A 15,828-nucleotide genomic window follows, 5' to 3' on the forward strand; every position below is an offset into this window, starting at 1 on the left:
AACGCAACGTCAGCGCGTCAACACACTCAGGCTGCTGCGTCCTTCAGCTTCTTCAGCGCGCGTGCCTTGATGCGGACGCTTGCCGGCTTGGCCGGGAACCAGCGCTCGGTACCCGTGAACGGGTCCTTGCCGAAGCGCTTCTTCTTCGCCGGAACGGTTTGAGCCGAGATCTTCAGAAGACCCGACAGCGTGAATTCGCCGGCGCCCTTCTTGTGGATCGAACCGAGGATGGTGTCTTCCAGCGCGACCATCACGGCCTTGACGGCCTTCACGTCCACCGCTGCACGCTCGGCCAGATGGTTCGCGAGCGATGCCTTCGTGAACGTATCCTTGACCGGCGACAGTGCGCCCGTGGTGGTCTTCTTCGCAGCGACTTTCTTGACGGCAACCTTCGGTGCAGCAGCTTTCTTCGCCGGTGCGGCAGTCTTCGCCGTGGCTTTCTTGGCCGGGGCTTTCTTGGCAGCGGTTTTAGCGGAAGTCGGCATGTTTCTCCTACCTGTTTTTTGGTCAGTGATATTCGAATACGTTCGCACCGATGCGTTCGTATCACGCCGGATTCTACATACGCCAAGCGAGTTCGTGCGAGTCTTTTGCGTTTTTATATCGCTTTTACAGGGGTTTTTCGTGGCGCCGCGCAAACATGCGGCTCATGAAGGCATCTCGATGCATGCTTCCTTGATGTTTACCGCGCGCCATGCGGGCGCTTTCATCATCGATGAGCGATGTGCGCGATGAGCGGATAGTGATCCGACGCGACGCGCGACAACGGCGTGCGATGCACGTCCACTCGCATCAGACGCTCGCCCGGATGCACCCAGATGCGGTCGAGCGCGAACAATGGAAAGCGCGTCGGAAAGGTACGCAGCGCAGTGGCGCGATGAAAGTGCGTGACGAGCCGCCGAAGCGTGCGGCCGTAAACGAACCATTCGTTGAGATCGCCGAGCAGGATCACGGGCAGTGCGGGCGTGTCGAAACTCTGCAGCACTTGCTGCACTTGCGCGCGCCGCTCGCTCGACGCCAGGCCGAGATGTGTTGCGACCACGCGCCACACTTCACCGCCGCAATCGATGTCGGCATCCAGCGCACCGCGCGGCTCGCGGCTCCTGAACGACAGGTCGAGCGTGCGCACCGCGCGCACCGGATAGCGCGTGAGCACCGCGTTGCCGTAGCGGCGCTCGGGCGTATCGAGCGTCGGCCCGGCGACGGCATGCAGACCCGTCATGCGCTGCAACACCTCCAGCACGTCATGCGCGCCGCTGCCGCCAAGCGGCACTTCCTGGAGCGCGAAGACATCGGCGTCGATCTCCGCAAGCACTTCGCCGATGCGCTGCGGCGCAAATTTGCCGTCGATGCCGACCGCGCCATGCAGGTTGTACGTCGCGATACGCAGTTCGCGCGCACGGCTATCGCTCTTGTTCTGCAAGTCGATCACGGGTTCGTGCAGCGGAGTCATGAGTTGACCTCGTCGGGCCGCTCGTTGTGCGCCGCCGGGTCGCGCGGCATCGCGCCGGTCTCGTGCAGCTCGCTCGCGCGCTTCGCTTCTTCGCTGGCGCGTGGCTTGTCGGCGTCGCCGGGTGCGCCTTCGTGCGCGTCAGGCTGAGCGCCGCCGAGGAAGCGCTGCAACAGCAGCGACACGCCGATCAGCGCCGCGCCGATGCCGATCAGCACCGCGAACGAGCCGACCGTCGGCTGGTGCAGGGAGGCGACGAGTTGATGCGCGAAGGCCACCGTGAGGAAGATGCCAGGTCCCATGCCGAGCATCGTGCCGATCATGAAGTCGCGCATGCGGATATGCGAGGCGCCCGCCACGAGATTGACGATCGAGAACGGCGCCACCGGCAACAACCGCAGCACGACGACGGCCACGATGCCGCGCTTCGCAACGCGTTCGGAGAGACGGTTGACGCGCGCCCCTGCGACTCTGCGCACGACATCGCGCCCGAGCCAGTTGCCCAGCGAATAGGAAATGGCCGCCGCGGCCATCGTGCCGAGGAAGGCGTACAGCCCGCCCCATGCCGCGCCGAACACGAGTCCGGTGGCCGCGATGAGCAGTGTGATCGGCACGGAAGCGACCGCCGCCACGACATAGGCCAGCACGATCCAGAGGGGCGCGAGCGGCAGCGCGTCGATGCGGCGCGTCGCGGTCGTCAGCGAGCGGAGATTCACGTAGTCGCCGAGCGAAGTCCAGTGCAACAGGCTCGCGACCACCACGACCAGAAGCGCAAGCACGCCGAGCAGCGCGAAGCGTCCGATCAGCGGCCGGGTCTTTTCCGCGGGCACGAACTGGTCGACGAGTTCGTCGGCGGCGATCGGCGTTTCCGGATCGATCAGCGCTTCGGTCGGAATCAGTTGATCGAGCTCCCTCGATACCAGCGGGTCCAGCGGCACCAGCGTGCGATGGTCGTCGCGCTCGCGCAGCAGCGCCTGGATCGCCGCGTTCATGCCGCCATGCGCGGCGCGTTCACGTTCGATGTCCGCGATATCGCAACCGAGATGCTCTGCGAGCAAGGTGTCGCGCATGCTGGCGATGGCGCGGCGGATGCGCGCGTCGGCGCGGGCATCGATGGAGATATTGCATTCGCTGTCCAGCACCATCGAACGATTGTTCAGGTTGGCCGAACCGACCATCAGCAATTCGTCGTCGACGATCATCAGCTTGCTGTGAACGTTGACGATCTCGTCGCCGAGCTTGGGCACGCTCGGACACAGGAGCCGGTAGCGGTCATGCGTGTCGGCGCGTTTGAGCAATGCATGCAACCGCGCCCGCAACACGCCCATCGTGACTTCCTGCAGCCAGCCGCTCTGATTGCGCGGCACGACGATGGCAAGGTCCGGACCGTCCTCGCGCGCGAGCGATTTGGCCAACGCCGCGCCGATCGTGCCCGACGTGAAGTACTGGTTCTCGATATAGATGCTCTGCCGCGCCCGCGCGATGGCGTCGAGATACTGCGTGCGGATCTGTTGCACGGGCTCGCGGCCGAGATAACCGGGCTCGGTCAGCGAGATGGCAATCTCGACATCTTCGAGATCGACCCGCCGCGACGGCGGCCAGGCATCGTGTTCGAGGTTCGCCCGATGCGCCCGGATCGCCAGCTGCTTGCCGCAGGCGCGCGCCCAGCGCTCGCGTGCGAGCAGGCCAATTTCGCGCGCGGCCGCGCCATCGAACATCGTGTGGACATCGTGAAAGGGTTGATAGCGCGTGCCGTTCGCATCGCGGCGCAGTGGCTCGTCGGGCGCATGCGCGGTGCTGTCCCAGCGCGAGCGCGTGAGATCCAGACCGCCGACAAAGGCGAGCCGGTCATCGATCACGACAATCTTCTGATGCTGCGAAGCGCCCATTGGATGCTTGCCGTCCATCTGGAACGCAATGCGCCGGCTGGTGCGCCAGCCCATCTTGTAGACGGGTAGCCACTCGCGCTCGAACGCATAGAGCATCGCGAAGTCCCACGCCAGGATGTAGATGCGCAGACGCCGCCTGTGATTCGCGACCGCATGCAGGAAGTCGCCGAGCGCTTCAGGAAAGCCGTCGTTCGCGCCTTCCGGCGTGAGCTTCATGCGGCTGTCGATGTCCCAGCCGAGGATGAACACGGTGCGCTCGGCGCGCGTGATCGCCTCGCGCAGCACGCGAAAATAATCCGCGCCGTCGATGAGCAGGCTGAAGCGCTCCGCGTGACGCACGCTCGCGCAGTTGCGTCCCGGCTGGAAAAACGGCTCGTCGTCGCTTGCCTGATTCATGCGTGTCTCACGCCTTCGCGTTCCCTTGCGTCGAATGAGACTTCTGTTTTGCAAGCAGCATGCCCGGCGCGATGCTACCCTTCGCAGCACATGCCGATGCGGAGCTTCATGCGCGATGAACGACACCGACTCCCTCGAACAGAACGACGAACGCGCAGGACTCATTCCGCTAGCGGTAGCATCGGTCATCGTCGGCTCGGCGACAGGCGCCATCGGCGTCGTTTTCCGCTTTTCCCTCGAACGCGCGGAGGCGTGGCGCACTGCGTTCGTCGCGTGGGGCCATGCGGGGCATGAGGCCGCTTTTGTACTGGTCGTGCTCGCAGCGGCCGTGAGCACCGGGCTTGCGACCTGGCTCGTCGCGCGCTTCGCGCCGATGGCAAGCGGCAGCGGCATTCCGCATGTCGAAGCGGTGCTGCACGGCAAGCTGCCCCCCGCGCCGCTCGTGCTCGTGCCCATCAAGTTCGTGGGCGGCGTACTCGCCATCGGTGCAGGGCTCGCGCTGGGACGCGAAGGTCCGACCGTGCAGATGGGGGCATCGATTGCGCATGCCATCGGCCAGTTCATGCGACGCACCGGCGGCGATTGCCGTGTGCTGCTCGCGGCCGGCGCGGGCGCAGGGCTCGCGACGGCCTTCAATGCGCCCATCGCCGGCGCGGTCTTCGTGCTCGAAGAACTCATGCGGCGCTTCGACACGCGCACGGCGGTCGCGGCGCTTGGCGCTTCGGCGAGCGCCATCGCGATGGCCCGTCTGCTGCACGGCGATCTACCCGACTTCCACGTGCCCGCGCAACCGTTCCCCGGCTTCGCGATGACCGGCGCGCATCTGCTGCTCGGCATGTTGCTGGGGCTGTTGGGCGTGGCGTATTGCCGCGCGATCCTGTGGACGCTCGATATCGCCGAGTCGCTGTCGAGACCGCTGACAGTCGCGCATGCGACAGCGCGCGCGGCGCTCATCGGCGCGGCGGTCGGCGTGCTCGCGTGGTTCGCGCCGGATCTCGCGGGCGGCGGCGATGCGCTGACCGAACGCGCGCTGCTCGGCGCAGGCACCATCGCGGGCGTGCTCGCAACGCTGGCGCTGCGCTTCGTGCTGGGGACCGTGTCGTATGCGGCGGGCACGCCTGGCGGTCTGTTCGCGCCGCTGCTCGTGCTCGGCGCGCAGACCGGCCTTGTGTTCGGGCGCCTGTGTCTTGACTGGTTTCCGGGCATGTCGGCGGTGACAGGCGACACGAGCACGTTCGCGGTCGTCGGCATGGCCGCGTTTTTCGTCGCAGTGGTGCGTGCACCCTTGACGGGCATCGTGCTCGTCACCGAGATGACCGCGAGTTTCACCCTGCTGCTGCCGATGCTCACGGCCTGCTTCACCGCGATGATCGTGCCCATGCTGCTGCGCGTGCCGCCGATCTACGACTCGTTGGGCGAGCGCGCAGCGGCGGACAAGCGTTGATGCTGCGTTTTGCGTTTTGCGTTTTGCGTTTTGCGTTTTGCGTTTTGCGTTTTGCGTTTTGCGTTTTGCGTTTTGCGTTTTGCGTTTTGCATGCTGCGGGCTGCGGGCTGCGGGCTGCGGGCTGCGGGCTGCGGGCTGCGGGCTGCGGGCTGCGGGCTGCGGGCTGCGGGCTGCGGGCTGCGGGCTGCGGGCTGCGCGTTGGCATTATGCGTTTTGCATTCTGCATTCCGCGGGCCATTGCGGTAGTCTCGTTCGCTGAACACGCGCGCGCCGCTCGCCCCTGATAAGGAAAGCAAGCGGCGTCTCTTCGACTTCATCTCAACGAGGACACGCAATGGAATATCGACATCTCGGCGCTTCCGGCTTCAAGGCTCCGGTCCTGAGCTTCGGCACCGGCACGTTCGGAGGCAAGGGCGAATTCTTCCAGGCCTGGGGCGAGACCGACGTAAGCGAGGCACGCAAGCTGATCGACATCTGTCTCGACGCCGGCGTCACCATGTTCGACACCGCCGACCTCTATTCACGCGGCGCATCGGAATCGATTCTCGGCGAAGCCCTCAAGGGCCGCCGGGACAAGGCCATCATCTCGACGAAGGCCACGTTCCGTTTCGATCCCGATGAACCGAATGCCGTCGGCTCGTCGCGCTTTCATCTGATCGAGGCAGTGAACGCCGCGCTCAAGCGCTTGCAAACCGATCACATCGACCTGTTTCAGCTGCATGGTTTCGATGCGAAAACCCCCGTGGAAGAGACGCTTTCCACACTCGACGACCTCGTGCGCGCGGGCAAGATCCGTTACACGGGCGTGTCGAATTTCTCGGGTTGGCATCTGCAGAAGTCGCTCGATGTCGCTGCTCGCTATGGTTATCCGCGCTATGTCGCGAACCAGACGTACTACTCGCTGATCGGCCGCGACTACGAGTGGGAGCTGATGCCGCTCGGACTCGATCAGGGGGTCGGCGCCGTGGTGTGGAGTCCGCTCGGCTGGGGGCGTCTGACAGGCAAGATCCGGCGCGGCCAGCCTCTGCCCGAGACGAGCCGTCTGCACAAGACGGCCGACATGGGGCCACCGGTGCCCGACGAGTATCTGTACCGCGTCGTCGATGCGCTCGACGCCATCGCCGAGGAAACCGGCAAGACCATCCCGCAGGTTGCGCTCAACTGGCTGCTTCAGCGGCCGACGGTTGCAACCGTGCTGATCGGCGCGCGCAATGAAGAACAGTTGCGGCAGAACCTCGGTGCGGTGGGCTGGAATCTCACGCCCGAACAGGTCAGGAAACTCGATGAGGCGAGCACGGTACGGCCGGCCTATCCGTACTGGCATCAGCAGGGCTTTGCGGAGCGCAATCCGTTTCCTGTCTGAGTGAAGGAGAAGGCGCGCATTTTCCGGAATCGCGCCTCTATTCCGTACCGGAATTCTGTTGGCGATCTGTACCGTTACTGTACCGGACCACTCCAGTACACTGGGTTCATCGAATCTCAGTTCAAGGAGCGCGTCATGCCACAGGAACTCTTCAACGCTCTGCCCGCCGCCGCGCTGTTCGCCTTGGTCACGACCATCACGCCCGGCCCGAACAATACGATGCTGCTCGCGTCGGGTGTCAATTTCGGCCTGAAGCGCACGCTGCCTCACGTGCTCGGCATCAGCACGGGCGTCGCGATCCTGATGATTGCGGTCGGGTTGGGACTCGCGCAAGCCTTCGAGCGGTTGCCCTGGCTCTATACCGTCCTCGAAGCCGCGAGCGTCGCGTATCTGCTGTATCTGGCGTGGAAGATCGGCACGTCGTCGTCGGTGCAGCTGCGCGACGGCCAGAGCCGCCCGATGCGCTTTCACGAAGCCATCGCGTTCCAGTGGATCAATCCAAAAGCATGGATGATGGTGCTGACCGCTGCAACCACCATTCATCTGCATGCCAGTCTCTCGTTGAATGCGGCGTTAATGGCGCTCGTGCTGGTCGTCATCGGCCTGCCTTGCATCACGATGTGGGCGGCCTTCGGCATGTCGCTGCGGCGCTTCCTGGCCAATCCGCGCTGGCTGCGCATGTTCAACCTGTCGATGGCGCTGCTGCTGGTCCTTTCGTTGTACCCGATCGTGGCCCATTTTTCGCATGATGCACACCAGCGCCACGCGCTTTGCCGGATCGCCGGGACCGGTGCATACTGGTCCGACGCGCCAGCACGCAAAATCTGCCGTCCTGCTTGCAAGTTTGGGGCAGGTCGGGACGGCAGCGTCCAGCAAGCATCTGTGTGACTGCTTCTGAGACGGTCACAGGCTGGCGCGTACATGCCTTGCTTGTTCGTCAATTCGCGCCGAATTTCCGGCGCGGCTTTGCAATCTGTTCAAGGAGTACGTCATGTCTGGAGCCAACCGCCCGTCCGGTCCCGCCACGCGCAAATCCCTCGATCTCGCCGATCAGATCGAGCGCGATGAACTGGAGAACAACCTGCCGGATGCGCTAAACAGCGTCGATGACGAGGACGATCTCGACGATGAATCCGACTCCGAACGCACAGTAGGCCGTTAGCCTTCTCAAGCCGTGCCCCCTGCGTCTGCAATGACGCACCCAGCGACGCCGCACTGTCATCCTGACGTGCGGCGTTTTTGCTTCTGGGCACAGGCGTTGCTTGATGCCATCGCGCGGCATGCATGCCATGAGCGAAGCGGCATCGGCAACAGCCCGGCTGCGAATCATTCGATCAACCGATCCCGTGGAGGACTTCATGCTTCGTTACGCTGTCATCTTCTTCATCATCGCGATCATCGCTGCCTTCTTTGGCTTCGGCGGGATCGCAACAGGCGCGGCTGAGATTGCCAAGATCCTGTTCTTCATCTTTATCGTGATCTTCCTCGCGACCTTGCTGCTGGGCGTGTTCAGGCGATGACCCTGAAGTAACGCGAAACGCGCGGACCTCTCTGGAGTCCGCGCGTTTTTTCATGTCCTTGCGATTCAGCGACCGGTCGTGTCGAGTTGCAGCGTCTCGCCAAATTTCAGCACCGTGAACGCATCGGCGGGCAGACCGGCACGCCGCACGGCTTCGGCCAGACGGCGCGGAGGTTCGTCGAGCGGCTCATCCGTGAGTTCGAATGTGCCCCAGTGAATGCCGATCGCCTTCTTCGCGTGGATATCCTGGAAGATGCGCACGGCTTCCTCCGGATCCACATGTTGCGCGTGCATGAACCAGCGCGGGTCATAGGCGCCGATCGGAATCAATGCGAGATCGAAACCACCTAACCGCGCGCCGATGTCACGGAAGTCCGGTGAGTAGCCAGTGTCGCCCGCGAAATAGAACGAATAGGGATGCGCCGCGCCCGCAGACGTTTTCACCACCCATCCGCCCCATAAGGTTTCAGAGCGATCGAACGGCGTGCGCGCCGACCAGTGCTGACTCGGCACGAACCAGATATCGAGCCCCCGCGCCTGCGCTTCATCACCCCAGTCGAACTCCTGCGCGTTCGTAATGCCGATGTCGTTCATCCACGCTTTCACGCCCAGGGGCACGAGAAAGCGCGGCGGGCCGCCGGCCTGGCGGTTCAGCGCTTCGACAGTGGGCTTGTCGAGATGATCGTAGTGATTGTGCGAAATGAGCACGATATCGATGTGCGGCATTTGCTCGAGCGTGAGGCCCGGAGGCGTCTTGCGTTTCGGACCCGCGAACGAGAACGGCGACGCACGCTCGGACAACATCGGGTCCGTGAGGATGTTCACGCCGCTGATCTGCACGAGTGCGCTCGCGTGACCAATCCATGTGAGCGTGTCAGCCGTGCGGTTCGCCTTGAGCCACGCGACGTCGGGCTGCACGGTCGGGAAGTGGTAGCCGTTCGCTGGCGGCTTCGGCAGGCCTTGTGTGAAGCGCTCCCAGCGCCATTTCAGCAACGATTCACGCGGCAACGTACCGTAGTTGTTCTCGAAGCCCGACGCCGTGCGTGTCGCGTGATGAAGAGGTTGGGATTGGGTAGTGTCGAACGGATCGGGCCGTTGTTCACTTCGTGCGGACGTATTCGAAGTACAACCTGCCAGCAGTGCGATCGTGCAAAGGGCCATGCGATTGGTATGCATGAGTGCGTCGGCGAGGGTGACGGAAAACCACGGCATGTCGTTGTGCCTTGAAGTGCGAGTGGGTTCGATTGTACGAAAAGCCTCCCGGACTCGAGGCACCGCGCGCAGGACGGGGTTTCGTCCATCGCCGCTTGGCAGGCGACGGACGATATCGGCGTGTTTCCGCTTCTTTAAAGTTGATACACGATGAAGCTGGTGGCCGAAAGTGTGGCCGGGAACGCAAAGATATTCGACAGCGTGTTCCCGGCAAACGGTTCGAAATACCGGACCTTGGTCAATTCGTCGCTGGCCGTCCCTACCTTCGTGTATCCGATGTTAAAGAAAGTAATACTGCCATAGTTCGCCACCGGCGGGCGACCCATGCTTCCCACGGTGCCCGGCTGCTCCATAACGAATTCCGCGGATTTATTGCCCGGATCGGCAGCACTCGAGCCCGGCGCCGAACCCTTTGCGCTGAATGTCCATTTCGGCAAGACGGCGCCTTTGGCCGTGGCCGACTCCAGGAGTGTGTAACTTCCATCAAGGTTTCGGATGACCATTGCCGTCACCGTATCGCCCGCCGAAAGAGGATAGTCGGCGCTGCCGAACTGCGGGCCGGCTGGAAAAAACTCATAGAAGACCCCATAAACTGGCGTCGTTCCGGAGCACGCTTGTGCAGTCCCGATTTGCTCGAGCGAATTTTGCGTGAGCAATACATCGCTGTACCCGCCCAACCCAACCCACGCGTATGACATGCTTGCCTTACCAGCAGCCATCTTGCTGCAATCTACAGTCGGCACGACCCAGGACGCGTAAACGTTCGAATACGTTGCGTCGTTTATGACGTAGCCAGCCCAATTCTCCACGGTTGTCTTCGTCGTGCTGGTTTGCGCATGAGAGGCAGTCGCATCCATCATGATCCAGGAAAACGTTGCAAACATGAATAACTTCTTTACGGTCGACTTATCCACTTCCGATTCCTCAGGTTAGTCAAGGTTCTTAAAAATCCCACTTGAAGCCTTGCTAATCTATGATTTTCTCTGTTGACACATCTACCTCATGATTCGCACATCACAAAATTTGGCAGATTTAATTCAATTACACGGTGAGTTAGTTATCGAAAAAATCGACATCAAATCGCCAAAATGTTCGGCATTTTCGAACGATAAAAATTGAGACAAGAACGATCCGAAAATCAAATCGACCTTCGACTTGACTGCCCATAAATAATGCGGATAAAAATTGGAAACCGTTCGCGAATGACTTTAGAATGCCGAGCCCCTTTTCGAAAACCCGTATTAATCTCGAATCATTCCGCGATTACACTTACTGATAATTTCACAAGAAAATCCGCATTTGCATTTTGAATCAAAAATTCATAATGCAGCGTTAATCGCCTGCGCCGGGAAGACAGATCAACCCCACATCTCTGCTCCGAGTGCTCACCTTGAGTCCGAATCCTCTCGCCGGCCCGCTTCTTGCAATGCACACGCAGCGCAAAGAATCGCGCCTTCAAAAAACCAATCGCCGCACGCACTCCGATCAGCGAGATCTACCCGGAGCGCACAACACGCGGATGCCAAAGACGGGGCCTTCATGGGAAGCAGTCGACGAAAGCACGCAATGCGCACGTTCAACCCGCAACTCCACGCGATGCACGCGATGCTGGTTTCACGCGCCGCATCGCATGTGGCAAGCGCGTTGCGCACCGAGGGGCGCGCCGAAGCGCTCGCTGAGGGAATCGCCGAAGTAATTGCCCATTGCGGGCATGCCGGGCTCGGGCTGTTTCTTGCCGCCGTCTGGCACTGGCTCGATGAACGCGATTATCACGAGGCTGCGCACAGTGCAGCATTACATCGAGACCGGCACGGTGCCGACTGTCAAATCAGCGCAGAAGGTCTCGCGCCGGCGCGACGCGCGCATCTGAAGCAGGCCGCGTTACGTTACGTGACGCGATGCCGTAGCACCGCCGTAACGCTTCACGCGCCGAACCAGCCTGCATCGACGTAATACTCGCGGGCGGTGCAGCGCGCGGCGTCGTCGGAGGCGAGGAACAGCACCATGCGCGCGATGTGCTCCGGATCGATGCGTTCGTGCAGGCATTGCTGCGCGAGAAGCCTGGCTTCACTCTCCGGTGACTGCCACAGCTTCATCTGGCGCGGCGTGCGCACCGCGCCTGGAATCACCGTGTTCACGCGGATACCGTGTTCGCCCAGGTCGCGCGCAAGCCCGCGCGTAAGTCCTTCTATCGCCGCCTTCGCCGTCATGTAGAGCGTGAGCTCGGGCAAGGCAAGGTGCCACGAGATCGAACCCATGTTGATGATCGATCCGCGCCGCTGCGTCCGCATGCGTTGCGCCGCGGCCTGCGCGCAGAAGAACTGATGCCGCAGGTTCACGGCCATGCGCTCGTCCCAGTAAGTAGCGCTGACGTTGTCCCACTGATGACGATCGTCGTTCGCGGCATTGTTGACGAGCACGTCGATTCGCCCTGCCTCGCTCGCGATGGCATCGAAGGATTGTTCGATGGCGGCGGTATCGCGCAGATCGCAATGCAGATACTTCGGCGCGTGTCGTTCACGCGCGAGCGTCTGTTCGAGTTGTTGCGAATCGGCGTCGGCCACGTCGAGGAAGAACACGCGCGCGCCCTGCTGCGCGAAAGCCTCGACCATCGCCGCGCCGATACCGCTCCCGCCGCCCGTCACGACGACGCACTGGTCCTCGAGGCTCGGATAGATGGCAAAGGACATGTTGGTGCGCTCAGTGTGAGTGACGCGGGTTGCCGCGCGTTTCGATCACTTTCAGATACAGCGTCGCGGGCTCCAGACAACCGCCCGTCGACAACTGCCCCACCGTCTGCCGATACAACTCCTGCCATGGTGTTTGCGCGACTGGCGCGGCGAAGGCGCTCTGCGCGCGACGGCTGTCGAGTTCGGCCTCGCCAAGCAGCACGTTGACGGAGCGCGCGTTCAGGTCCACGCGGATCCTGTCGTTCGTGCGCAAGAGCGCGAGGCCGCCGCCCACGGCCGCTTCCGGCGACATGTTGAGAATCGACGGGCTTGCGGAGGTGCCGCTCTGCCGTCCATCGCCCATGCAAGGCAGCGAATCGATGCCTTGCTTGATCAGTTCAGCCGGCGGCGCCATGTTCACCACCTCCGCGCTGCCCGGATAACCCACCGTGCCGCAACCACGGATCACGAGAATGCAATGCTCGTCGATGCCGAGCGACGGATCATTGATGCGTGCGTGATAGTCCTCCGGACCATCGAACACAATCGCACGCGCCTCAAATGTGTTCTCGGCACCGGGCTCGCTCAAGTAGGTCTTGCGGAACGCTTCGCCGACCACGGACATCTTCATGATGGCGCTGTCGAAGAAATTACCCGACAGCACCATGAAGCCCGCGCCATGTTTCAGCGGATCGCTTGCGGTGCGGATGACGTCGTTGTCGGCGGCGGGCGCATCGCTCGCAGTGTCGCCGATGGTGCGGCCCGATACCGTCAGGCACTGTCCCGCGATCAGCCCCGCCTGGTCCAGTTGCCTGATGACCGCCGGCACGCCGCCCGCGCGATGAAAACTTTCGCCGAGATAGTCACCGGCCGGCATGCAGTTCACGATCAGCGGTACGGGCTCGCCATGACGCTGCCAGTCACCGAGCGTCAGTTCGATACCCATGTGACGCGCAATCGCGATCAGATGCGGCGGACAGTTGGTCGACGCCCCGAGCGCCGAGGCCACCACGATGGCGTTGATGAAGGCATCGCGCGTCATGATCTTCGAGGGCTTCAAGTCCTCGCGCACCATCTCGACGATGCGCTTGCCGGTTGCGTATGCCATCTGTCCGCGCTCGCGATACGCGGCGGGAATGCTGGCGCAGGTCGGCAGCGACATGCCGAGCGCTTCGGCAAGGCTGTTCATCGAGAGCGCGGTGCCCATCGTGTTGCAATGACCGATTGATGGCGACGACGCCGTGGTCAACTGCATGAAGCCTTCGTAATCGATCTTGCCTGCCGCGAGCAGATTGCGCGCATGCCAGATGACGGTGCCGGAGCCGACCCGCTTGCCTTCATGCCAGCCATCGAGCATGGGGCCGCCCGAGAGGACGATGGCCGGCATATCGACGGTCGCGGCCGCCATCAGACAGGCTGGCGTGGTCTTGTCACAGCCGGTGGTAAGCACGACGCCATCGAGCGGAAAGCCATGCAGGATTTCAACCAGCCCGAGATAGGCGAGATTGCGGTCGAGCGCCGCTGTCGGACGACGGCTCTGTTCCGCCAGTGGGTGAACAGGAAACTCCATCGGGATGCCGCCCGCGTCGCGGATGCCCGCCTTCGTGCGCGCGGCCAGCTCGATGTGATGACGATTGCACGGCGCGAGATCGCTGCCCGTCTGCGCAATGCCGATGATCGGACGGCCCGACTGCAGTTCTTCTCGCGTGAGGCCGTAGTTCATGAAACGTTCGACATACAACGCCGTCATGTCGGCGTGAGAGGGATCGTCGAACCATTCCTGGCTACGAAGCCGTTGTACCTTCTGCTGGGGCATGATTTGTCTCTCCATGTGATGCGCCTCGTCCGGCCCACATGCCGGCGCTGCTGTTTTCATGGTTCCGTTACCGGTAACATCGCAATGCATGTTAGCACGCACCAGCGAACCTGCCGCGGCTCAGGCGCTTTCCCGCGGCACCACGGAGTACGCTACACGTTCGCGTTTTCCTGCCGGCTCGACCATGCCATTCTCACGCATGTCGAGCGCCGCAAGCAGCATGGCGCCCGCGCGCCGGCCGATGCCGTATGCATCCACGGATACCGTGGTGATCGACGGCGTACAGCAGGCCGCGACCTCGAAATTGCCGAAGCCCGCCACCGCGACGTCGTCCGGCACCGAGAGCCCGCGCCGATGGCATTCCATGATCGCACCAAACGCGGACATGTCGCTCACGCACATGACGGCTTGCGTGTCGGGCCAGGCATCGAGCAACGCGGCCATCGCGGGCCCGCCGTGACTCATGGTGATCGGCGATTCGCCCAACCGGATGACGCGACGATCGTCGAGACCCAGTGCCTTCATTTGCGCACGGAAGCCCTTCAGGCGATCGAGGCCGCGCCGGTCGAGCTCGCTGGCGCCGCCGAGAAAGCCGATGCGTTCGTGCCCCTTGCCCGCCAGATAGCGGACCATTTCGCGCGCAGCGCTGACATTGGAGAAACCGACAGCGGCACCGATCGGATCTGTCGTCGCGTCCCACATCTCGACGACGGCAACGCCCGAGCGGCGCAGCAGCGTGCGCGTCGCTTCGGTGTGACGCGATCCCGTCAACGCGATGCAACGCGGTTGATGACGCAGCATCGAACGCACGAGGCGCTCTTCGCGGTCGAGATGGTAGTCGGTATCGCCGATCAGCAATTGCAAGCCATGCGGCTCCAGCGACGCTGACAGGCCACGGACGGTATCGGAAAAGTTGGAGCTTGCGAGCGACGGCACCAGCACGGCCACGAATTCGGACCGGCCCGAGGAGAGCGCGCCGGCGGCGGCATCGGCGACGTAGCCGAGTTCATCGATGGCCTTCTGCACGCGTTCGCGCGTGGCGAGCGCAACGCTGTGGCCCGCCAGCACGCGCGACACAGTCATCTTCGACACACCCGCGCGGCGAGCGACGTCGGACATGCGCGGCGGGTTCGCTTGCACGAATGTCGGAGGCTTGAGACCGCGGGTCAATCCACCCGCACCCAGCCATCCTCGCGCTGCTCAAGCGTGATGTGTAGCTTTGTCTCGCCCGCTTCCCGATCAGACGCCGTCACTTCGGAAAACGCTCGCTTGACGTCGCGATCATCGGCCCAAGGGGCCACGTTCTCGAGCTTGTACGTGTAGGTGACATCCGAGCGGTGCGCAGTCGGCTCCGGCTCCGTCCAGCTAGCTACTTTGTCGAGCTTGACGTGCGCGTAGCAGATCTTCCAGGTATGCGGGTCGTTCGTGGCATTGGGATCGCCCGCCGGCCGATTCGTTTCGACCGCGTATTTCTGCCCTTCGCCCGTCAGGCTATAGGCGACGCCGTTCTGCTTGGCGCTGGCGTTTGCGGGCGTGGTTGCCGCGCGAGCGATCAAGCCGGCCTTCTCCAGCGCGGCAAGTTGCTCGCGCAAGGCGCCGGCAGCGTATTCGTTCAGGTCCTGGTTGCTATAGACCGATGGAAACGTATAAGGACCGCGGCCACTGCGGTTCAGACAGAGCAGACCGCGGCTGGTTTTCATGTCGGCGGATATTGCATCGCCCAGGCTGGACTCGCTCGCGTCGTTCTTCTTGCCGCATGCGGCAACCAGCAAGGCGGCGCTCAGGGCTGCGATCAACAGGCTCGTTCTCATATGCGCTCCAGTGAGGGTCGACATGATGGCTCTCATCGTCATTCTACCGACAGAAAGCGAGGGTCGAACATCGAGATGGTGACAGAACGAGATAACGGGATGCAAATGCCAGGCCAGATCTTGGTCCAGGCCCTGAAACGCAAAAACCCCACCTTTATGGGGTGGGGTTTTTGTTTGTAGCATGAGGAGCCTGACGATTACCTACTTTCACACGGGTGATCCGCACTATCATCGGCGTGGAGTCGTTTCACGGTCCTGT

At 62.7% G+C, this 15,828-nt stretch carries 14 protein-coding genes and 1 pseudogene; 6 read left to right on the forward strand and 9 right to left on the reverse strand.

Features of this window, described 5'->3' with window-relative positions; genetic code table 11:
- Positions 1-26 precede the first annotated feature (26 nt).
- From QCE63_RS31570 to QCE63_RS31580, 3 genes are all read right to left on the reverse strand, one after another.
- Complete coding sequence (locus tag QCE63_RS31570; protein WP_309838558.1) at positions 27-485, reverse strand: HU family DNA-binding protein; 459 nt, start codon at positions 483-485, stop codon at positions 27-29.
- 224 nt (positions 486-709) lie between these two features.
- Positions 710-1,453, reverse strand: a complete 744-nt coding sequence (locus QCE63_RS31575) for an endonuclease/exonuclease/phosphatase family protein (RefSeq protein ID WP_309838559.1) — start codon at positions 1,451-1,453, stop codon at positions 710-712.
- Positions 1,450-3,735, reverse strand: coding sequence for a VTT domain-containing protein (locus QCE63_RS31580; RefSeq protein ID WP_309838560.1), 2,286 nt, complete (start codon positions 3,733-3,735; stop codon positions 1,450-1,452). The genes QCE63_RS31575 and QCE63_RS31580 overlap by 4 nt, the downstream gene beginning before the upstream one ends.
- A gap of 115 nt (positions 3,736-3,850) precedes the next feature.
- On the opposite strand from QCE63_RS31580, the gene clcA reads away from it, so the two are divergent.
- The 5 genes and pseudogenes from clcA to QCE63_RS31605 all read left to right on the forward strand — a co-directional run bounded on the left by clcA (position 3,851) and on the right by QCE63_RS31605 (position 8,062).
- Positions 3,851-5,179, forward strand: a complete 1,329-nt coding sequence (gene clcA / locus QCE63_RS31585; RefSeq protein ID WP_309838561.1) for a H(+)/Cl(-) exchange transporter ClcA — start codon at positions 3,851-3,853, stop codon at positions 5,177-5,179.
- Between the two features lie 334 nt (positions 5,180-5,513).
- A complete protein-coding gene (locus QCE63_RS31590) occupies positions 5,514-6,542 on the forward strand; it encodes an aldo/keto reductase (protein ID WP_309838562.1) in 1,029 nt (342 codons plus the stop codon).
- Between the two features lie 135 nt (positions 6,543-6,677).
- Positions 6,678-7,283 (forward strand): annotated as a pseudogene (locus QCE63_RS31595) (LysE family translocator); the annotation flags it as partial.
- A gap of 250 nt (positions 7,284-7,533) precedes the next feature.
- Entirely contained in the window at positions 7,534-7,704 is a 171-nt protein-coding gene (locus QCE63_RS31600; RefSeq protein WP_309838563.1) for a hypothetical protein, read from the forward strand.
- 196 nt (positions 7,705-7,900) lie between these two features.
- Entirely contained in the window at positions 7,901-8,062 is a 162-nt protein-coding gene (locus QCE63_RS31605) for a DUF1328 family protein (RefSeq protein WP_035509367.1), read from the forward strand.
- Between the two features lie 65 nt (positions 8,063-8,127).
- Here QCE63_RS31605 and QCE63_RS31610 read toward each other — a convergent pair whose 3' ends face one another.
- Together QCE63_RS31610 and QCE63_RS31615 are read right to left on the reverse strand one after the other, a co-directional pair.
- Complete coding sequence (locus QCE63_RS31610) at positions 8,128-9,273, reverse strand: MBL fold metallo-hydrolase (RefSeq protein WP_309838564.1); 1,146 nt, start codon at positions 9,271-9,273, stop codon at positions 8,128-8,130.
- Positions 9,274-9,407: 134 nt separating this feature from the next.
- On the reverse strand, positions 9,408-10,187 hold the full coding sequence (locus QCE63_RS31615; RefSeq protein WP_309838565.1) for a G1 family glutamic endopeptidase: 780 nt from the start codon (positions 10,185-10,187) through the stop codon (positions 9,408-9,410).
- Positions 10,188-10,839: 652 nt separating this feature from the next.
- Here QCE63_RS31615 and QCE63_RS31620 point away from each other — a divergent pair.
- Entirely contained in the window at positions 10,840-11,226 is a 387-nt protein-coding gene (locus tag QCE63_RS31620) for a hypothetical protein (protein WP_309838566.1), read from the forward strand.
- On the opposite strand, the gene QCE63_RS31625 is transcribed toward QCE63_RS31620, so the two are convergent.
- The 4 genes from QCE63_RS31625 to QCE63_RS31640 form a co-directional block, all read right to left on the reverse strand.
- Positions 11,196-11,963, reverse strand: a complete 768-nt coding sequence (locus QCE63_RS31625; protein WP_309838567.1) for an SDR family oxidoreductase — start codon at positions 11,961-11,963, stop codon at positions 11,196-11,198. The genes QCE63_RS31620 and QCE63_RS31625 overlap by 31 nt on opposite strands.
- A 10-nt stretch (positions 11,964-11,973) precedes the next feature.
- A complete protein-coding gene (locus QCE63_RS31630) occupies positions 11,974-13,758 on the reverse strand; it encodes an IlvD/Edd family dehydratase (RefSeq protein ID WP_309838568.1) in 1,785 nt (594 codons plus the stop codon).
- A gap of 120 nt (positions 13,759-13,878) precedes the next feature.
- Positions 13,879-14,877: a LacI family DNA-binding transcriptional regulator gene (locus QCE63_RS31635; RefSeq protein ID WP_309838569.1), complete on the reverse strand. Its 999-nt coding sequence runs from the start codon at positions 14,875-14,877 to the stop codon at positions 13,879-13,881.
- A 47-nt stretch (positions 14,878-14,924) separates the two neighbouring features.
- Positions 14,925-15,554 (reverse strand): hypothetical protein, encoded by a 630-nt coding sequence (locus tag QCE63_RS31640; protein WP_309838571.1) that lies wholly within the window; start codon positions 15,552-15,554, stop codon positions 14,925-14,927.
- Positions 15,555-15,828: the final 274 nt, after the last annotated feature.

This window comes from Caballeronia sp. LZ065, from assembly GCF_031450975.1.
GTDB lineage: Bacteria > Pseudomonadota > Gammaproteobacteria > Burkholderiales > Burkholderiaceae > Caballeronia.